Consider the following 18,992-nt stretch of genomic DNA (forward strand, 5'->3'; position numbering starts at 1 on the left):
CACGATCCCACAGCCTTGATCCGCCCCGGAAGCTGGAGAGCTTGTTCGTCAGCTGGCCCAGCAGCCATCGCGCGGCAGGTGGCGGCCGTGCCGGTTCCGTGGCGGTTCCCGGACCGGCCCGCCGACACGATCAAGAATTGCGGGCGAAGTGCGGCCCGGCCCACCCGGTGGCGGCCACCACCTCCCGCGCGATGTCAACTACGAACCGCCCGTCGGTAGCCACACGCACCGTCTCCGCAGGGGCCCGCTGGTCCAGAAGTCGTGCCTTGCGGGCACTTCCTTCCAGCTCATGCTCCAGCTCCGAGCCGAGTTCTCGTCCCACCAGCCGCTCGCGGGCTGTGGCGTCGGAAGCGGTGAGCAGGACTCGTACGATCCCCGCTCCGGCCCCCAACGCACGCTCGAACATGCCTGCCGCCTCCGGCAGCACACTCACGGTGTTCGTATAGATCAGGCGTCGGTAGCCGAGCTGGGCGAAGTTCGCCCACACGGCGGTCAGATTGCTCTCGGTGATCTCCGCGCGGTGAGGGTCCCCCACGGGTGCTGGATGCACCTGCCCCATGAAGTCACCGTCGATGATCGCGTGAGCGACCGACTCGGACCGCAGCAGCGCCGAAACCTCCCACCCCACCGTCGTCTTGCCGACACCGGCACGTCCCCCGATGAGCAGTACTTCCGCATGATCCATGGGGGCACAGTGCCAGCGCCCGACCACCTCACGCGATCCAATATCGATCCAGCCGTCCAGGACCTGTTGCGAAAGTGCCGGTCGCTGCCGTTCGTTGAGGACCGCGACCAGCACGGTCGCCTCGTAGCGGACCGCGAGCCTGTCATACCGCGTGGCTACAGCCCGGTGGCGCTATAGGCGGTTGCGAACGCGGTCCGTCGGGACCGGGGTCCACTTGCTTGGAGTGCACTCCAAGGTCATAGCGTTGAGACAGCTGAACCGAACACCCGACGCGTCGACGCATCGTCCCGCACAACCAACGAGAGTGGCGGCAAGTGGCAGACAACCAATTCACCACGCATGCAGAACTTTTCGATCTGCGGGGAAAGCGCGCACTCGTCACCGGTGGCACCCGAGGCATCGGAATGATGATCGCGCGTGGCCTTCTCCAGGCGGGCGCCCGCGTGGTCATCAGCTCGCGCAACTCAGAAGCGTGCGCTCAGGCGCAGGAACAGCTGTCCGAATTCGGTGAGGTGCGGGCCATACCCGCCGACCTGTCCCGCCACGACGAGTGTCGGCGACTGTCCGACCTCGTCACCGCCGACTCGGAACGTCTCGACATCCTCGTCAACAACGCGGGCGCCATGTGGGACGAGCCGCTGGCGTCGTTCCCGGACGCGGCCTGGGACACGGTCGTCGACCTCAACCTGAAGTCGCCGTTCTGGCTGGTCCAGGCGCTGCTGCCCACACTTCGCAGGGCGGGCACCGCCGACGATCCCGCGCGGATCATCAACATCGGCAGCATCGCCGCCATCCATATCCCCCAGCGGCCCAACTACTCGTACTCCAGCAGCAAGGCCGCACTGCATCAACTCACCAGAGTGCTCGCCAAGGAACTAGGACCGCAGCACGTCACCGTGAACGCCGTGGCGCCGGGACCGTTCCCGTCGATGATGATGGCTGCAACCCTGGATGAGTTCGGCGAGGCGATCGCGGCGTCGGCCCCACTACGCCGGATCGGCCGCGACGACGACATGGCGGGTGTCGCCGTGTTCCTCGCAAGCCGGGCAGGCGCATACCTGACAGGCACCGTGATCCCCGTCGACGGCGGCATCGCCACAACCGCGTAGGCCGCCTGAGGTCTGCTTGCGAAAGTTGATCTTGATTGTTGATGATCATGCCCTGCGGGACGTGAGGATCCGACGCACGGCCAGCGGGGTGATTCGCCTCGGTTCGAGTCGGTCCTGGAAGCGGTCTGGGCACCCCGGCTCGGAGTCGGCAGGCCGCGCAAACGGCCGGACCGGGTCCAGGCCGACAAGGCGTACGGCTCCCGCAGCAATGGCGTCTACCTGCGCAGACACGGGCGAGTGCGGGATCAACCGCCTCAAGCGCCACCGGGCTGTAGCCACGCGGTACGACAAGCTCGTGGTCGGCTCCGGAGAACACCCACGTATCGTGCAGACGAAGACGGCTTACGCGACACGACTCGGAGGGACCGCCATGATCGGTATCGAGGAGCTGGAGGCCGCAGCGGCCAAGATCACCGGTCATGTGGTGCGTACTCCCACACTGCCCAGTCCGGGCCTGACCGCGCTGCTCGGTGTGCCGGTCACGGTCAAGCTCGAACTGCTGCAGCGCAGTGGCTCGTTCAAGGCGCGAGGTGCCGTCCACAAGCTGCTCACGCTGACCGGCGAACAGCGCGCGGCGGGCGTGGTGGCGGTGTCCGGCGGCAATCACGGCATCGCCGTGGCGGAGATGTCGGCCGCGCTGGGCGTGCGAGCCACGGTGGTCATGCCGCAAGCCGCACCGGCAGACTCCGTGGCAAAGGCCCGTGCTGCCGGAGCCGACGTCCGACTGACCCCCACCATGGCCGAGGCGTTCGCCCTCATGGAGCGGCTGGAGGCCGACGGACTCACGCTCCTGCATCCCTTCGCCGACCCGGTGGTGATCGCGGGGCAGGGCACCGTCGGACTCGAACTCGCCGCGGACGCGGGTGAGCTGACGGATGTGCTGGTCTCCATCGGCGGTGGTGGGCTGATCGCCGGTGTGGCGGCGGCACTGCGGGCGCGGCGACCGGATGTGCGGGTGTGGGGTGTGGAGACCACCGGCGCCGACGCGATGTCACAGGCACTGACCCACGGCGGGCCGGTACAGGTGGAAGTGGACTCCCGGATCACCACGCTCGGTGCGCCCACCGTGTCACCGCTGACGTACACCATGGTGCGCGACCTGGTCGACGAGGTACTGGTCGTACCCGAGGCAGATGCCTTTGCCGGAGTCCGGGAGCTGGCCGAACACGCCAAGGTGTGGGCCGAGCCCGCGGCCGGTTGCCTCCTCCCGGCCGCCCGCCGCGTCCTCGCCAAGACCGGGGACGAGACGCGGCTCGGCCTGGTGATCTGCGGCGGCAACGCCTCGGTGGATGACGTGACCGCGTACGCGGGCCAGGTGTATTGATCACGAGCGTTGTTGACACCTGCCGACGAAGCGGCCTGGAAGCACTACGTCGCGACGGTACGTGAGGAGGCCAACGCCGACGGCAGCATCACGTTGCACTGGTCTGCATGACCGACTACACGCCGTCCTGTGCCCCTGTTTCGCTTTGGCGCGACGAAGGCACGTTCCTGGTGCCGAGGTCGGCGGCGGGGACGCGGTGCCGGACCTGGGAGTAGCGTTTCGTTATGACGCCAGCGCTGCCCCGGTTCCCTCCCTATCCGATCCGTGGCGTCCGCGTGCTGCACCAGAAGCAGAACTGCGCGCCGCACTTCGCGGAGATCGAGGTGGACTTCGAGCCCGCGGCCGAGGGCTTCACCTTCGATGTGGCCAAAGGGCTGACGGTGGAGTACGAACCCGCCGAGGACCTGCCATGCTTCTTCGCGGCCGCGTCCGCGGGAATCGAAGAACTGCTGCGCTCGTCCGAGCATGAGTTCGTGATCGCCACGCGGGTGGTGCTGCGGCGCGCCCGCGCCGATACGTTCGGCTCCCACGAACTGGCGTTCAAAGTCGCGGGCTATCTCGCCGCCCGCAGCGCCGTGGAGAGTACCGGGGACCCGCGCATCTCAGCCAACGGTGAGGGCGCCGCCGACGAACGTCCGTTCTGGCAGTGACGCCACGAGTTCGACCATGGTGCCCGCGCGGAGGTCATCGCCCACCACGCGCGTGATCGCGTCAGCGAGCCCCGTGCCGAGGCGCGCGGTGATCTCGGCGACTTCGGGGCGGTCGAAGACACCGGCGCGGACGCCCAGGACCACTGACGCGTTCGTCCACCGCCTTGCCGCCCTGCGCATAACGGCCTGCGGGCACTCCGGCCAGGCGGACACTCACGAGGTCGCGGGCCCACTCGCCGTACACGTCGACGTCGGACGGTCCAGCCGTCGACGAGGCCGTCCGCACCCTGCTGTTGCTCCTGCCACGGCTCGTCGGCCGCGCCAAAGGTCTGCCCATCCCCGCGGCGCTCCAGGACCTGAACCTGGCGCCGCGCCACCTCGCACTCCTTGCCCACTTGGAATGCGACGGCCCCACCGGCGTCAACGAGCTGGCTGCCCGACTGGAGGTGGACCCGACAACCGTCAGCCCTACGAGACCGCCTTGGAACGAGCAGGCGACCAACAATCCCGACGTGCATCCGCGCTAGCGGGTGAGGGTGAGTCTTTACGCAGCGCATCCGCCGGTGGACATAAGCCCGTAGTCTCCACTGACCGCGCATGAGTTACTGCCGTTGCAGTTGGGCAGTCAGCATTCAGGGATGCTCTCAGGTGCGCCCTCACCAAAGTGCTCCGTTCCGAGCACTACCCGCCACCCGCACAAACGCGTGCACTCACGATGAGGTCATCGCCATGTCAGACGTTCAGCCGGAAACTGCCGGAGTGCAGGCTCAGTACGCGGCCCGAGTCGCCGCGGATCTGGAGATCAACCGCAAGGAACAGGAGCGCGTCGGAGCTGAGGTCGCAGCGCTGCAGGAGCAGTTGCAGGCATTGGAGAACGACCACGCGGTACTGCTGAGCATGCAGCAGGCACTGGGCTCCCCCGGTAGCCCGGCAACCGCCGCCAGGAAAGCAGCCCTTCGCAAGAAGGCAGTGCCAGCCCCACGGGCAAGTGCCAACAATGCCCGTGGGGCCAATGCCCGTACGAGCCGATCGAAGAAGCCCGTAGCGGCCAAGGACAAGGCAACCACGGCTGCGCCCAAGGCCTCCGGAAAGCAACCTGCCGTGCCGACGCTGGTCGAGCTGATCGACAACCACCTCGGCCAGCACAACGAACCGCGTTCCGCCGCCGAGATCACCACCGCACTCGCCCAGGCTGTCCCCGACCGCACCATCAAGACCACCGTCGTGCGCACCACGGTGGAAGGCCTGGTCGCCAAGGGCCGAGTCCAGCGAACCAAGCAAGGTTCCTCGGTCTTCTACACCGCAGCAGCCCCAGCAGAACAGTCCGCTTCACCACAGCCAGAGACCTCCGCCAGCTGAACTGTCCCGCAGGTGACAACCAGCAGCCTGCGGCCGACCGGTGACGGCTCGGCCGCAGGCGGTGTGGTTGGTGTACCTGGTGTAGATGCCATTCCAGCAGCTCAGCCGGTAGAGCAGGACGCCGGGGACTTACTGGCTCTTACAAAAGCGGTTGATCATGCGGCTGTGGGCTTGTTGGCTCGGTGGTCTGATTGTGGCGAACGATGCCGGTGTGCAGGACGAAGAGGATCCCGCACAGGGCTTGCCGGTCCGGCACCCGCGGTCTGCCCTCGACCTGCTTCGGAGCGGGCTTGGGCAGCAACGGCTCGACGAGCGACCACAGTTCGTCCGACACGATCCATGGTCGCGGCCGACGGCCGCCTGGAACCAGGCCGACGTCTGGGATCGGCTGCACGGAGCGCTGCTCAAAGAGCTGCGGTCAAAGAACCAGCCGGGCTGGCCGCGGGCGGTGATCGACTCCTCCCACGTCCGGGCCGCTCGCAAGGCCCAAAAGCGGGCCCAGCCCGGTCGACCGCGCACGGCCGGGCAGCAAGCACCACCTCATCGTCGACGGCCAAGGCATCCCACTCGCAGTGACCCTGACGCGCTCCTGGCAAACCGTGGCTACGACCACGACACATACCGACGCCTGCTCTGGCAGCACGGGATTCGACCGGAGATCGCGGATCGGGGCCAGCCGCACGGCACCGGCCTGGGCATCTTCCGCATGCCATCGCGCGCACGATCTCCTGGCTGCACGGACCTGCTTGTCCCGCTGGGCCGCCGCCGTCGGCTTCCGGTGCCGACCGCGGCCCCGCCCCAGCCCCGGCGGGCGGTCCTACTGGACAGGTTTCTCCTCGACCGGCTGGGGCGGATGCAGCAGCGCCTGCGTGACGGGAGGATCAGCGACGACGTCGACCGTCTCCCACTGGGCGCCGGGCGCTTCTGGATCACCCGCGGGGCCTGCGGTGCGGCCCCTGGGTGAGCGGCACCGCCCGCAACTCCCCCTTCAAGGCGGCCCAGCGCTCCTCGCGCCTGCGCGCCCAGTCCTCCAACAACTCCTCGTGCATCGCAGCATGGTGGCGCAGCCGCGCCCGCGCCCGCCATCCTTGACCCACGGCCGCGGGGCGACACAAGCACGCTCCGAGGCCATGGTCCGGCGTCCCAATCCCGCTCGGAAGGAACGCCATGAACGCTCCAGCGCCATCCCGCCGCACCGTAGGTCTCGTAGTCGGTGCGGTCCTCGTCATTGTGGTCGCCATTCTCGCTTCGATCTCCGTGTTAGGGGGCAGCGCCACGCCTGACCCCGAGTCGTCCCGTCCGCCCACGGCCCAGCCGACCAGCCCCGCCAGCAAGCCGAAGGACGGCGCGAGCGCCGAGCCGACTACGGAGGCGAGTTGCCTGCTGTACGACTTCGAGTGCCAGGCCGGAGGTGGCTCCGCAGTGGTACCCCGGCAGTCACCTGTGTCACCCGCCGGGACGGGTGGCACCGGGGGGGGTACGGCAACCTCGTCGGCGGCACGGGCTGACCACTGTCACAGTTCGCGGCCGTGCGCCGCCGAGCACCGCTTCACGGAAGCAGGTACCTGTGCCCGGGCCTCTGCTACTCCTCGAACTGCATGACGGCCTTGTCCAGGATTGGCAGCTTGCTCGGGCGGTGCTTCTTAAAGAGGGCGCGGTAGGCATCCTCGGCTGCCTTGCCAGCCCTGACATCGGGCATTCCTTTGTTGGACGCAAGGTTGCCGATGGCGAGCAGATCAGCGCTGGCCTCCGCGACTGCGGTGGCTTCGTCCTCGCGCTTGGCGCCCGTCTGCCCGCTGCCGTGCTGCGCGCAAGACGGGCGAGCCGTGGGGGTGAGCGGCGCGCCCCCTCACCGGGCGCGGTATCTGCCGCGGCAGTCGCCGGTGACGCCTCCCCTCCGGCGGCTCGCCCGGACGTACGAGCGGCTGCGTACGGTACTCCTGTCCTGCCTTCACTGACCCGGACGGGGCTCGGACGCCGCCCCTTCGGGGGTCAGTGCGTCGGGGTCGTCCTGACGTGTGCGGTAGCCGTTGTGGAAGACGATGGTGTAGACGTCGTCGCCCAGAGCCCGACGGGCCTGCTCCTCGCAGCTCTTTCGGGTGGCGATCCACTCCGAGACGCCGATCTGTGGTGCGCCGAGGGTGTCCCACATCTGCTGGGCGAGGCCGAGCAGATGGGCGGTCCGCCGGGCGTCCTCGGCCGCGGACGCGGCGGCGGCGAGGACGTCCAGGGCGACGGCCATCCCGAGCGAGTCGTCGAGGCGACGCTTGGTGAGCCACGAGGCCCGGCCGTGTTCGAACGCGGCCTCCACCCGGCCGCGGGCCAGCTCGGCCCGCGCGCACATGTAGTCGGCGAAGGCGCGCGACCACTGCTCGCCGTGCCGATCGCAGTCGGCCATGACGTGGTTCAGTACGGCGACGGCCTCGTCGATGCGGCCCTCCCCGATGTACACCAGGCTGCGCACACACGCGGCCGACTGGGTGGGTTGAGCCATCGGGCTGCACCGGTGCCTGTCCAGGACCGCCTGGGACAGGGTGGCGGCGCGTGCGTGGTCGCCGAGCATCACCGCCTCGATCGACGCGAGGGCGTCGGCACGGTCGGCCGCCGCGTCGCAGCCGAACCGGGCGGCCGCCGAAGCAATCTCGGTGACCCGTACCCCGAGCGCCTCCGGGTCTCCCAGCGTCACCAGCACCATGCCCTCGGCCCACAGCGCCTTGCCCCGCTCCGGGCACAGCACGCGGTCCGTGGCGAGGGCCTGGGCCAGGTAGTACTGGCCCTCCCTCGGGAACCCGCAGGCGTGCCAGAAGAACCAGAGATTGCCGACGAGTTCCAGTGCGGCGTGTCCCTCGGGCCGCCGCAGGCTCAGGTCCAGGGCAGCGCGCAGGTTGGTGTACTCCGCGGCCGTACGCGCGTACCAGGCAAGCTGCTCCGGGCCGAGCCACCCGGCGTCCGCCCGGTGGGCGAACGCGCGGTAGTAGGCCAGATGCCGACGGCCCAGGCACTCCTCCTCGCCCAGTGCGCGCAGCCAGTGCGCGCCGTACTCCCGAAGGGTGTCCAGCATCCGGAACCGCTCCGCACCCTCGGAACTGGGCAGCCAGTTGACGATGGAGTTGTCCACGAGCACACCGAGCAGCCGGGGGATGTCCTCCTCGGGCAGGTGCTCGTCGGCGCAGACCGCTACAGCCGCCTCGGTGTCGAAGGAACCCGCGAAGACCGAAAGCCGTGCCCACAGCAGCCGCTCGGTCGGCGTGCACAGTTCGTGACTCCAGCCGATCGTGGTGCGCAGCGCCCGATGCCAGGGTGGGGCCTCCCTGTCCGGGCGCGACCGGGAGGCCGCGCGTGAGCCGCCGTCCGGCGCCGCTTCCGTGTCGTGGAGGACGTCGAAGCGGTCCGGCAGCCGCTTGACCAGTTCACCGACGGGGATCTCGCCCAGCCGGGCCGCAGCGAGTTCGATGGCCAGGGGCAACCCTTCGAGGAGCTGGGAAAGGCGTACGACATCGGCCGTGTCGGCAGCGGACACGGTGAAGCCGGGCACCGTCTCGGAGGCCCGTTCGACCAGCAGCGCCACGGCCTCCGAGTCGTCCATGTCCTCTCGGCCCCGCGGCACCGGCAGCGGCTCCAGGGTGAGCACCTCCTCCGCCATGAGCCCGAGGCGGCGGCGGCTGGTGGCCATGATCCGCAGTCCCGGCGCAGCCCGCAGCAGTGCCTCGGCGACCATCGCGCACGCGTCGGTCAGGTGCTCGCAGGTGTCGAGAACCAGCAACAGTTCCCGGTCGGCCAGATAGTCGGCCACCACGTCGAGCATGGGCCGGGTGGACTGATCGGCCAGGGGCAGCGCCTCCGCGATCGAGTGGGCCAGCAGCGCGCCCTCGTTCAGCCCGGTCAGCTCCACCCACCACACACCGTCCGCGAACCGGCGCCGCAGACAGGCGGCCGCCCGCCGGGCGAGTCGGCTCTTGCCCACGCCGCCCACTCCGGTCACCGTGACCAGCCGGGACCGGCCGCACAGCCGTTCCAGCTCCCGCAGTTCGAGGCCGCGGCCGACCATGCTGGTGGTCTCCGGCGTCAGGTTTCCCGGCCGCCGCTCACTGGGCTCCATCGATGTGCCTTTCTGGCCGCGAGGACGTGACCTGCTCACGGTGACGGTCACCGGCATCGGCCCCGGACGACAGAGGGATCGTGAGTCCTGTCCCGTCGCCCGTGGGCGTCGCGCAGCGCGGTTCACACATGATCAGGGCGAGGTCGTCCTGGAGCGCGCCGCCGGCGTGGGCGGTCGCCAGGGAGAGCAGGGCGTCGAGACACTCCCGCAGAAGGGGCAGGCACGCGGCCTCCCTGACCCGGTCGTCCAGGGGAAGCATCGTCCCTTGCGCGTCACGTGCCTCGCTCAGACCGTCGGTGTAGAGCAGTAGCCGCTCGCCCACGCCCAGCCGGGCCCGCTGCAGCTGGGGGCGGGGGTCGAGCCCCAGCGGAGCCGATGGCCGACTCGGCGCCAGCGGCTCGGCTCGCAGGCCGACGCGCAGCGGTGCCGGATGCCCGCAGTTCACCAGCCTCACCTCGCCCGGCGCGAACTCGGCGAGCAACACGGTGACGAAGTCCTCCGGCCCGAGATCCCCGCTGATCCGGGCGTCGAGATGGGCGGCCAGGTCCACCAGTGCGGGTGAGCGGCAGGCGCCCTCACGGAACGCGCCCACCGTCGCCGCGCACAGCATGGCGGCTTCCGGCCCGTGACCTCGCACGTCTCCGATCAACAGTCGTGGCCCGTGAGGAGTGTGGGCCAGGTCGTACAGATCACCGCCGAGGCCGAATTCCGAGGCGGAGCGGTAAAGGGAGGAGAAGACGACCCCGTCGACCTCCGCTGCCAGGGGGCGCAGTACCGCGTCGCGCGAGCGTTGTGCGACACGGCGCAGCTCGGCTTCCCGTTCGACGCGGCGGCGGGCACCGTAGGCGGCCGCGCCTCCACCGATGACCAGGACGAGGCAGTCGAAGACGACGGCGGCCGGGGAGAGTTCGCTGCTGTGCCTGTCCGCGACGGACAGGGCTACGGACCACGTGACGGACAGCGCGACGGACCAGATCACGACACCCGCGGTGACCCTTGGCCCCTTGCGGGCACTGACCAGAACGGGGCCGATGAGCAGCACACCGGGCGTCAGCCGCCACTCGTTGACGGCGACGTGAGCCGTCAGGACTCCGCCGGTCGCCAGGGCTCCGACGACAGGGAACACCCGAACCTGCGGAGCCCATCGCCCCCTTAACCCTTTCCGCCGAGCCGCGATAGCTTCCGCCCCCCTCGCCCTTTCGCGTGCTGTGAGCGGGACAGTAGCCCTGATCGCCCCCGTTGCCGCGGGCGTTGGCCGCAGATGCCGCGAAATGACAGATCAAGACCGGAAGGTGTCGCCACTTGTCATTGGGATATGCCGGAGGCGACAGAGGGCTCTGGACCTTGGTGACGCCGGTCTCGAAGCCGCTGTCTGCGCTCCGGGGAGTCTGTGCAGGACGAAGAGGATCCCGCACAGGGCTTGCCGGTCCGGCACCCGCGGTCTGCCCTCGACCTGCTTCGGAGCGGGCTTGGGCAGTAACGGCTCGATGAGCGACCACAGTTCGTCCGACACGATCCATGGTCGCGGCTAACGGCTCGCCACAATCAGACCAACAAGCCAACAAGCCAACAGTCACATGATCAACCGCTCTTGTTAGAGCCAGTTAGCGGACCAGCCCATGTCGGACATAATCCTGATGGGCCGTGCCGACCTCGATGCTGTTCTCGTCGAGGCCATTGACGATCCGCAGGCAGCCGCTGGCGAAGACGAACTCCACCGCCACCGTTCCAGCCGCCAGGTCGCGATCTGACGGCCGCCATTCGAGGAGTGCGACCTCGCGCAACTCCACACCGACGAACGGTTCCAGGCGTTCGTCACTGTGAGACCACTCGGGCGTGAACTCGGACTCCTCCCACCCGGTGAGGGTCGCCGCGGTGTCGATCGTGTCCCAGCCGATGGAGAGTTCGTCGAACTTCCAATGGCAGACCTCCACCTGAACACCGTCGAAGTCCAGCACCACCGGGCAGTCGGCGTACCAGTCCCCGTCTTCGGCGAAACGCACGAGTGCGAGCCCCGTCAACCGCCTACCGGCGAGCGCCGCCAGGCGTGGTCCGTGCGCCTGCCGAATCGCGCCGATGCCGCTCAGGAAGCACGGCTCGAAACCAGAGATCCCCATGAGCCTCAGTCCTTATGGGCGACCGGCTCGCGATGGGCGTCGAGCGCATCGAGTACTGCGTCGCCGTTCGTCCTCGCCCACTCGGTCAGCATGTGGATCGGATCGATCAGGGTCTCCCCGAGCGGCGTGAGCTCGTACTCGACGCGGGGCGGCACCGTGACGTAGGCGTGGCGCCGGACGAGTCCGTGCGCCTGGAGCCGTCGGAGCGTCTGGGTGAGCATCTTGCGGGAGATACCGCCGATCAGCTCGATCAGTTCGCCATGGCGCACCGGGCCCTTGCTGAGGCCGTAGAGCACGACGACCGTCCACTTGTCGGCGATCAGATCGACCGCCAGACGCGCTGGACAGTCGGCAAGAAAGGGATCGCCGGGACCGAAACCGCTCATGGCACCCAACGTACCCGCGCTGCAGGTACCTGCTGGTTCCTATCGGAAACCTAGCCTGGGTTCTCTCCCCCCTGCCAAAGCCAGGAGAGTCATGTCCGAAGCCAGGAGAGTCATGCGAGTTGTTACGCAGCAGACGTTCGGCGGTCCCGAAGTGCTCACCATCGTGAACGCGCCCGAGCCCCGGCCCCTCCCGACCGAGGTGCTCGTCCGCGTCAAGGCGATCGGGCTGAACCCGCTGGAGGCGCGCCTGCGTGCCGGCGAGTTCCCGCTGCTCGGCCCGCCGCCGTTCGTCCTCGGCTGGGACATCAGCGGCGTGGTCGAGGAAGGGCCGCAGACGTGGCGGTTCAGGCCCGGGGACGAGGTGTTCGGGATGCCGCTGTTCCCGCGGGCGGCGAGCGCGTACGCCGAGGTCGTGTCGGCGCCCGCGTTGCATCTGGCGCGCAAGCCTGCGTCACTCTCGCACGTCGAGGCGTCGGCGCTGCCGCTCGTCGGGCTGACGGCGTGGCAGGGTCTCGTCGACCTCGGTGGTGTGGGCGAGGGCGACCGTGTCCTGGTCCATGGCGGTGGTGGCGGGGTCGGCCACGTCGCGATCCAGATCGCGAAAGCGTTCGGCGCGCACGTGATCGCGACCGCCAGCGGGAGCAAGCGGGAGTTCGTCGAAGAGCTCGGCGCCGACGAGGTGATCGACTACACGGCGGGCGACTTCACTGCGGCGGTCCGCGACATCGACGTCGTGCTGGACACGATCGGCGGCGACACCGTCGAGCGGTCGCTCGAAGTGCTCCGCCCGGGCGGTCACTTGGTGACGGCGGTCGCCGAGGAGGATCTGGAGCTCATCGCGAAGTTCGAGGCTGCTGGCATGCGCTTCAGCGGCATCGCGGTCGACCCCGATCCTGTCGGCCTGCGAGGTCTCGTCGAACTCGTCGAACAGGGCAGGCTCCGGGTCCACGTGCAGGAGACGCTCCCCTTCGAGCGCGTCGCCGACGCACACCGGCTTCTCGAGAGCGGTCACCTCCAGGGCAAACTCGTCCTCACCCTCTGAACGTCGTGAGGCCTTTCGCGTGACCTTCGCCTGAGCAAGGCAGCGCGGTGACCCGTGCGTCATAAGAACGGGCTCACTCGGATGTACCGAGGGAACGGTCACTCCGGCGATCTGAGGTTTTTGCGCTGGTTGGCATTGAAGCGCGCCTTCTTCTGACGGTTCCCGCACGTGTTCATGTCGCACCATTTGCGGGTGCGGCTCTGGCTGGTGTCGAAGAAGGCGGCTTGGCACGTCGGTGATGCGCACAGGGCCAGTTTTCCGTCGCGTTCGCCCGCGATGATGCTGACCGCGTCGGCGGCGATCACGCTGAGGGCGTCTTCCACGCAGGAAGCGGAGCCGAGCTGCCATCGCCGCTCGCCCTCGGGCGTCAGGATCGCCGCGGCCCGCCCCTGAGCGCTGCGGTCATTGATGACTTGGACGGCAGACGTGGGGAGAGCGTCCTGGATTGCGGCCGCTGTCGCGGCGGCATGAATCGACTCCCTCAGTTCCCGGGCGAGGTCGAGCTGGGCAACGGTGCAGGAGTCCACGGCGAGGCCGTTCACTGCCAGCCAGTCGACCAGTCGGTGCGGCACGGGAATGCGCTCCACGGCATCGCCAAGACGCTCCGACAGAGTCCCCGTGAAGCTGGTCGCCAGCACATTGCCGAGGCGGAAGTCAGGGAACGCAGCACGCATGGAACCACCTTAGCGGGTTGCGGCGCGACTCGAAGGACTGCTAGAACCGCCTTAGCCGGTTCACGATGGATCGTAGCCGGTTCCACGACGGCCAGGAGGTCTCATGTCCCGTCCGCCCAGCGACGTACAAGCGTTTGAAGCCCGCGCAACCGACGCCGACCTCGACGATCTGCGCGCGCGGCTGGCCGCGGCGCGACTGCCGGAGGCCGAGACGGTCCATCGCGCCGCGCCCGGTCCTCGCCGATGGGAACAGGGCGTTCCGCTCGCCGACCTCGTCGATGTCGTGAACTACTGGCGTACCGGGTACGACTGGCGGTCGTTCGAGGAGCGCCTCAATCGCATCGGCCAGTTCCGCACGACCATCGACGATCTGGGAATCCACTTCCTGCACCGCCGGTCCGCGCGTGCGGATGCCACTCCTCTGGTCATGACGCACGGCTGGCCCGGCAGCATTGCCGAGTTCATCGATGTGGTGGACGAGCTGGCAGATCCGAAAGATGCCGACGCGCCCGCGTTCCACGTCGTGGTCCCGTCGCTGCCAGGCTTCGGTTACAGCGACAAGCCGACCGCCACCGGGTGGGGAACCGAAAAGATCGCGGCCGCATGGGTCGAGCTGATGGGAAGGCTCGGCTACAGCAAGTTCGTAGCCCACGGCGGCGACTGGGGAGGCAACATCACCACGGTCCTCGGCGGCAGGTTCCCGGCACACGTTCTCGGCGTCCACACCCTGTTCGCGGAGGCGCCGCCCGGGCTGACGACGGACGGGCTGACGGCGGTCGAACGCAAGTGGACCGAGGAAACCCGCGACTTCTGGCGCCATCGCGCGGCGTACGCGAAGCAGCAGGCGACCCGACCGCAGACCATCGGCTACGCGCTCGTCGACTCGCCTGTCGGGCTTCTTGCCTGGATCCTCGACAAGTTCGCCGAGTGGTCAGACACCGAGGACAGCCCGTTCGAGACGATTTCCATCGACAGGATTCTTGACGACGTCACCCTGTACTGGCTGACGCGGACCGGCGCGTCGGCGGCCCGCATCTACTACGAAAGCCACAATTCTCTCGACCCGGAACTTCGCGTCGACGTGCCGTCGGCAATCAGCATGTATCCCCGCGACATCGAGAAGAGCCCGCGCCCCTGGGCACAGGAGCGGTACCGGCAGATCGTCCGCTGGAGGTCGCCCGAGGCCGGGGGACATTTCCCGTCGCTGGAGTGTCCCGAGTATTTCGTCAAAGATCTGCAAGAGGGGCTCGCGGCAGTACTGGCCGCCAGTCGGTGAACGCGGTTGGGTGACGACACGGTTGATCATGTCCTGCCCCCCCCCCCCCCTCGCCAGAACGAGTAGTGCGTAGTTGATGCCGCGGCGCTCCTGCTGGGCGCCGGGAGGGAACTTGAGCGGGCTGTGCGCAACGATCCGCACCAGCTCTTGGGCGTCCAGCGGTCGTGGCGGTGCCGAAGGACGGCCTCCGGGGTGCTGGGGTCCGGCAGTCCCTGATGATCGGGCAGTCCGCTCGCGTGAGGGGACGTCGGGAGAGCGAAGTCCTGGTCCGTCATCCTGCCGACGGCGTGCGCGACGGGCCAGGTGCCAGTCCGCCGAGCAGTGCCGTGAGCGTGAACTCGAATCGCTCGTGCCCCTCGCCGGAGGTCAGCTCGCGAATGTGGGCGACCGTGCTCGGGAACGTGTCGCCGGGCAACATCCGGTACCGCTCCACGAGAGCGTCCCGGTCCAGGACACGCTGGTCGACTCCACTGCCGGGGTCGTGCCGCAACGACACCTCGAAGCAGTACGCCGATACGTAGAGGAACGCCGCGTCGATCGCCCACGCGGCGGACTGCGGCGGCACCCCGGCCGCCAGCAGGATCGTCAGCATGCCCTCGCTCAGCCGCAGCGCGTCCAGGCTGTTCGGGGCGGCGGCCAGTGCGGCGCGTGAGATGCCGGGGTAGCGCAGGTACTCGTCGCGCAGCGCGCGGCAGATCGCCAGCATCTGCTCCGTCCACTGCGCCGGGTCCGGCTCCGGCACCGGCACCCTGGCGCACAGGTCGCTGATCAGCAGCTCGTCCAGCTCGGCTTTGTTGCGTACGTGCGCGTACAGCGACGCCGGACCGGTCTGGAGCGCGGCGGCGACCCGGCGCATCGTCAGGGCCTCGAAGCCCTCGGTCTCGACGAGCCCGAACGCCGCGTCCATGATCCGCGCGACCGTGATGGGGGCCTTGCCGGACCGGTCACCCCTGCCCGGCTCGCCGCTCAGAGCCGCAACCTTCGCGGCCCACTCGTCACGCATCCCGGCTCGATCCGAAGCCCGCCTGTTGCCCATGGCGACAAGCATAGCTTGACCCGAACACTGTTCCTAGGTAGAACAGTGTTCGTTCAGCGAACGGTGTTCGTGTCGCTCTCCGAGAGGAACTCCATGCCGCCCCCACGCGTGACCCAGGAGCGCCCTGCAGCAGCCGGGCCATCCGGATCGTTCCGTTCCCTGCGCGAGGCGTGGGTGGCCCTGACCGGCCTTTCGGCGATCTTCCTGTTCGAGATGATGAGCACCACCGTCCTCAACGTCGCCCTGCCGACCATCGGCCGCGAGCTCGCGGCCCCGACGGTCGCCCTGCAATGGGTCACGAACAGCTACTCAGTCGTGTTCGGCGCACTGATGCTGGTGTTCGGCGTGGTCGCCGACCGGCTCGGTCGCCGCCGCGTGATGCTCGCCGGGCTGGCCCTGCTCGGCGTCGCGAGCCTGGCGGCGGTGGCCGTCACCGACACGAGCGAGCTGATCGCCGTCCGCGCGGTGATGGGTTTCGCGGCCGCGATGACCACACCGGGGACGATGGCCATGGCCTACCGGCTGTTCGAGGAGGAGGGCCTGCGGGTCCGGGCGATCACCTTGATCTCCACCGTGGGCATGGCCGGTCTCGCGATCGGCCCGACCGTGGGCGGCTTCGTGCTCTCCTTCGCCCCGTGGCAGGTCCTGCTGCTGGTCAACGTGCCGATCGTGGCGCTCGCGATCGTCGGTATACGGAGCGGCGTCCCGGCCGATGACCCCGCCGACCTGCACCGGGCGCCCGCGGATCTGACCGGCGGCGTGCTGGGCACCGCGACGATCGTGCTCGCTCTCGTCGCACCCACCCTGTTCGAGGACCTGGGCGCCGGATCGTGGGCACCGTGGGCCGCTGTCGCCGGGGTCGTCGTGGCGGCGGCCCTGTTCGTCGTACGCGAGCGATCGATTCGGCACCCGCTGCTCGACCTCGCGCTCGTCGCCCGGCCCCAGGTGTCCGGCGGTCTGGCCTACAAGGCGGCAGCGGGCCTTGCGAACGCCGGGCTCGCCTACCTGGTGACGCTGCAACTGCAGCTGGACTGGGGCTGGTCGGCCACGCTCGCGTCCGTCGGCATGCTGCCCCAGGTCGTCGTGCTGATCGCGGGTGGCCCGTTCGTCCACCGGTTCGTCGAGTGGGTCGGCATCGACCGTGCCGCCTGGATCAGCGCAGGCTCGGTCGTGGCCGGGCTCGCGGTCTACACCCTGTTCGGCAACCTCGGCTATCCGTGGGTGGCGGTGGCGCTGGTGTTCGTGGCCGCCGGGATGCGGGTCGTCGGTGCCGCCGCCGCGGTCAACGTGCTCAACGGCCTGCCCCGCAACCGCACCTCCACCGGCGCGGCACTGGTCGACACCGCCACCGAGGTCACCGCCGCGGTCGGGGTCGCCGTGGTCGGCACCGTGCTCGCCGCCGTGTTCGTCGGGAACGTCGCCGCGGGCCACTGGAGCGCGCAGCAGACCGGGCAGTTCCGGGAGGCGGTCACCATCTCGGGGGCAGTCCTCACCCTCGTATCCGCGGCTTTGGTCGGCTGGGCGATGCGCCGCACCCGCCCTGCCGCGGCTGTCCGGGGCGACCAGCCCGACCCCGTGCCCGCCGAGACCCCGGCGACCCACGCCTGACCGAGAACCGGCCGCGCCGCATCACCCGTCCCGTCACCCCTGTTGTCCCGTCACCGCCGTGAGGAGATCCCATGAGCAACCACGTACCGACCCACCCTCGCGATGGCGAGAGCGAAGCCGTGACCCATATGGCCGGGATGGGGAGCGAACTGCCGGTCGAATCCTCGGAGATCGACGTCGACGGGGTGCGCGTGTACGTCGCGCGTGACTCCACCGCGGACGACGATGGCGGCAGAGCGGTCCAGCTGTACTTCCACGGCGGGGCGCTGATCTTCGGTTCGGGCGAGATGTGCCGCTTCGCAGGCGCCATCGCCGCCACGAGCAGCGGACTTCGGACCTACGCCGTCGACTACCGGATGCCGCCCGAGCACCCCTTCCCCGCCGCCCTCGACGACGCGATCACCGTCTACCGCCGCCTCCTCGACGAGGGTCTGCCGATGCCCGCCGCAGCCGCACTGCTCACTCCGGAGGTCGGCCTCCCCGAGTCCGGCGACACGCTGCTCTACGCGGCGGGCCGCCCGCTGGACGAGCCTTACCTGTCACGGCTGTTCGCCGATCTGAGGTACTTCCCGCCCACCTACCCGCAGTCGGGGACGCGGGACATGTCTCTCTCCAGCACGGTACGGATGCACCGCCGACTGCGCGCCGCCGGTGTGCCTGCCGAACTGCACGTGGGAGAGGCGATGCCGCACGGTGGCTTCGGGCAGGCTCCGGAGGACCGGGAACTCGAAGTGGAGGCACGGAGGTTCATCGCCGCGTACCTGCGCCGTTGATGCCGCCAGCCTCGTTCGGGCGCCGCATGGCCGAGGTGACCGATAGCGTTGCTTCGCTCGTGTTAACCCTCACCTCACCGGAGACCTCTGTGAACCGCCCGACCCGGCTCGCGGCGGCCGCGCTCGCGACCTCCGCCGCCCTGTTGTCGACCGCCTGCGGCGGCTCGGACGACGACAAGGACGACAAGAAGACCGCCGGGGCGGACACACGACCGAGTACCAGCCCGTCGGCCTCCGCCTCGCCACCCCGACACCGGAGCGGGCCGCCCCGAGATCACTCTGCCCAAGCACTTCCACGCCGACTTCCAGGGGTGGACGGACTCTGACCCCGAGAAGCAGGCGATCATGAGTGACGGCAGGCAGGAGCTGCTGGCCGAGTACGCCGCGATCATCGAGGGCAACCCGGGCTCCAAGGCAGTCGCCTTCTACACCCGTGAGCCCGCCGGACAATCCGCCCGCAAGTGGATCAAGGGCTTCGTCGACGACGACCTGGTTCTGATCGGCAGCACCACCGTGTCGAAGCCGCAGGTGAGCATCGCCGATGACGGCAGCGGCGTGTTGTCCTACTGCGTCGACGAGAGCAAGGGCTCCACCAAGAACACCAAGACCGGCGAGGTCGAGCGCACGCCCCAGGACTCCAAGGCGCGCGTCCAGTACCGCAATCGGCTCGACAAGACGTCACAGGGCGTGTGGAAGACGCGTTACTCGGAGACCGAGCGGGGAGGCTGCTGAACGCGTCGCAGCGACCGTCGACGGCCCCGGGCATCGACGGCCCTCGTCGTAGATGAGCACGGCAGCCCCTCTCCTTCGAGCTGCCATGCCCACCCCGATCACGGTCGACGACCGTCCCCCAA

At 69.1% G+C, this 18,992-nt stretch carries 18 protein-coding genes and 4 pseudogenes; 11 read left to right on the top strand and 11 right to left on the bottom strand.

The features are described 5' to 3' along the window. Positions 1-130 precede the first annotated feature (130 nt). The gene (locus tag AC068B_RS23880; RefSeq protein WP_478673761.1) at positions 131-685 is read right to left on the bottom strand and encodes an ATP-binding protein; all 555 of its coding nucleotides are present in this window, start codon (positions 683-685) and stop codon (positions 131-133) included. A gap of 314 nt (positions 686-999) precedes the next feature. On the opposite strand from AC068B_RS23880, the gene AC068B_RS23885 reads away from it, so the two are divergent. The 4 genes and pseudogenes from AC068B_RS23885 to AC068B_RS23900 all read left to right on the top strand — a co-directional run bounded on the left by AC068B_RS23885 (position 1,000) and on the right by AC068B_RS23900 (position 3,768). Next, positions 1,000-1,794: an SDR family oxidoreductase gene (locus tag AC068B_RS23885; RefSeq protein ID WP_478673696.1), complete on the top strand. Its 795-nt coding sequence runs from the start codon at positions 1,000-1,002 to the stop codon at positions 1,792-1,794. A 72-nt stretch (positions 1,795-1,866) separates the two neighbouring features. After that, a pseudogene (locus AC068B_RS23890) lies at positions 1,867-2,086 on the top strand (IS5 family transposase); the annotation flags it as partial. Between the two features lie 78 nt (positions 2,087-2,164). Next, complete coding sequence (locus AC068B_RS23895; RefSeq protein ID WP_478673697.1) at positions 2,165-3,118, top strand: threonine/serine dehydratase; 954 nt, start codon at positions 2,165-2,167, stop codon at positions 3,116-3,118. 224 nt (positions 3,119-3,342) lie between these two features. Beyond that, on the top strand, positions 3,343-3,768 hold the full coding sequence (locus AC068B_RS23900; protein ID WP_478673698.1) for a hypothetical protein: 426 nt from the start codon (positions 3,343-3,345) through the stop codon (positions 3,766-3,768). Here the strand turns inward: AC068B_RS23900 and AC068B_RS23905 are convergent. Further along, positions 3,721-3,912 carry a hypothetical protein gene (locus AC068B_RS23905; RefSeq protein WP_478673699.1) on the bottom strand — a complete coding sequence of 64 codons (192 nt, stop codon included), beginning with the start codon at positions 3,910-3,912 and terminating at the stop codon, positions 3,721-3,723. The two genes, AC068B_RS23900 and AC068B_RS23905, sit on opposite strands and share 48 nt — an antisense overlap. A 143-nt stretch (positions 3,913-4,055) precedes the next feature. Here AC068B_RS23905 and AC068B_RS23910 point away from each other — a divergent pair. Together AC068B_RS23910 and AC068B_RS23915 are read left to right on the top strand one after the other, a co-directional pair. Continuing rightward, positions 4,056-4,235: pseudogene (locus AC068B_RS23910) on the top strand (MarR family transcriptional regulator); the annotation flags it as partial. 262 nt (positions 4,236-4,497) lie between these two features. After that, positions 4,498-5,127, top strand: coding sequence for a BlaI/MecI/CopY family transcriptional regulator (locus AC068B_RS23915; protein ID WP_478673700.1), 630 nt, complete (start codon positions 4,498-4,500; stop codon positions 5,125-5,127). Between the two features lie 202 nt (positions 5,128-5,329). On the opposite strand, the pseudogene AC068B_RS23920 reads toward AC068B_RS23915, so the two are convergent. The 7 genes and pseudogenes from AC068B_RS23920 to AC068B_RS23950 all read right to left on the bottom strand — a co-directional run. After that, positions 5,330-5,464: pseudogene (locus AC068B_RS23920) on the bottom strand (transposase); the annotation flags it as partial. 592 nt (positions 5,465-6,056) lie between these two features. After that, positions 6,057-6,176, bottom strand: coding sequence for a DUF6087 family protein (locus AC068B_RS23925; protein WP_478673701.1), 120 nt, complete (start codon positions 6,174-6,176; stop codon positions 6,057-6,059). A 902-nt stretch (positions 6,177-7,078) separates the two neighbouring features. Beyond that, positions 7,079-9,226 (bottom strand): ATP-binding protein, encoded by a 2,148-nt coding sequence (locus tag AC068B_RS23930; RefSeq protein ID WP_478673702.1) that lies wholly within the window; start codon positions 9,224-9,226, stop codon positions 7,079-7,081. After that, positions 9,213-10,352 carry a PP2C family protein-serine/threonine phosphatase gene (locus AC068B_RS23935; RefSeq protein ID WP_478673703.1) on the bottom strand — a complete coding sequence of 380 codons (1,140 nt, stop codon included), beginning with the start codon at positions 10,350-10,352 and terminating at the stop codon, positions 9,213-9,215. The genes AC068B_RS23930 and AC068B_RS23935 overlap by 14 nt, the downstream gene beginning before the upstream one ends. A gap of 267 nt (positions 10,353-10,619) precedes the next feature. Further along, positions 10,620-10,742: pseudogene (locus tag AC068B_RS23940) on the bottom strand (transposase); the annotation flags it as partial. An 88-nt stretch (positions 10,743-10,830) separates the two neighbouring features. Continuing rightward, positions 10,831-11,343: a hypothetical protein gene (locus tag AC068B_RS23945; RefSeq protein WP_478673704.1), complete on the bottom strand. Its 513-nt coding sequence runs from the start codon at positions 11,341-11,343 to the stop codon at positions 10,831-10,833. 5 nt (positions 11,344-11,348) lie between these two features. After that, entirely contained in the window at positions 11,349-11,729 is a 381-nt protein-coding gene (locus tag AC068B_RS23950) for a winged helix-turn-helix transcriptional regulator (protein ID WP_478673705.1), read from the bottom strand. 112 nt (positions 11,730-11,841) lie between these two features. On the opposite strand from AC068B_RS23950, the gene AC068B_RS23955 reads away from it, so the two are divergent. Next, on the top strand, positions 11,842-12,771 hold the full coding sequence (locus tag AC068B_RS23955; RefSeq protein ID WP_478673706.1) for an NADP-dependent oxidoreductase: 930 nt from the start codon (positions 11,842-11,844) through the stop codon (positions 12,769-12,771). Between the two features lie 98 nt (positions 12,772-12,869). Here AC068B_RS23955 and AC068B_RS23960 read toward each other — a convergent pair whose 3' ends face one another. Further along, a complete protein-coding gene (locus AC068B_RS23960) occupies positions 12,870-13,445 on the bottom strand; it encodes a CGNR zinc finger domain-containing protein (protein ID WP_478673707.1) in 576 nt (191 codons plus the stop codon). A gap of 103 nt (positions 13,446-13,548) precedes the next feature. Here AC068B_RS23960 and AC068B_RS23965 point away from each other — a divergent pair, with 103 nt between their 5' ends. Then, positions 13,549-14,721: an epoxide hydrolase family protein gene (locus AC068B_RS23965; protein ID WP_478673708.1), complete on the top strand. Its 1,173-nt coding sequence runs from the start codon at positions 13,549-13,551 to the stop codon at positions 14,719-14,721. Positions 14,722-14,992: 271 nt separating this feature from the next. Here the strand turns inward: AC068B_RS23965 and AC068B_RS23970 are convergent, their stop codons facing one another. Then, a complete protein-coding gene (locus AC068B_RS23970; protein ID WP_478673709.1) occupies positions 14,993-15,724 on the bottom strand; it encodes a TetR/AcrR family transcriptional regulator in 732 nt (243 codons plus the stop codon). Between the two features lie 126 nt (positions 15,725-15,850). Here AC068B_RS23970 and AC068B_RS23975 point away from each other — a divergent pair, with 126 nt between their 5' ends. The 3 genes from AC068B_RS23975 to AC068B_RS23985 all read left to right on the top strand — a co-directional run bounded on the left by AC068B_RS23975 (position 15,851) and on the right by AC068B_RS23985 (position 18,870). Further along, positions 15,851-17,365: an MFS transporter gene (locus AC068B_RS23975; protein WP_478673710.1), complete on the top strand. Its 1,515-nt coding sequence runs from the start codon at positions 15,851-15,853 to the stop codon at positions 17,363-17,365. A 71-nt stretch (positions 17,366-17,436) separates the two neighbouring features. Then, on the top strand, positions 17,437-18,138 hold the full coding sequence (locus AC068B_RS23980) for an alpha/beta hydrolase fold domain-containing protein (protein WP_478673711.1): 702 nt from the start codon (positions 17,437-17,439) through the stop codon (positions 18,136-18,138). Positions 18,139-18,483: 345 nt separating this feature from the next. After that, complete coding sequence (locus AC068B_RS23985) at positions 18,484-18,870, top strand: hypothetical protein (protein WP_478673712.1); 387 nt, start codon at positions 18,484-18,486, stop codon at positions 18,868-18,870. Positions 18,871-18,992: the final 122 nt, after the last annotated feature.

The sequence above is a fragment of the Streptomyces sp. NPDC042371 genome, assembly GCF_056437465.1.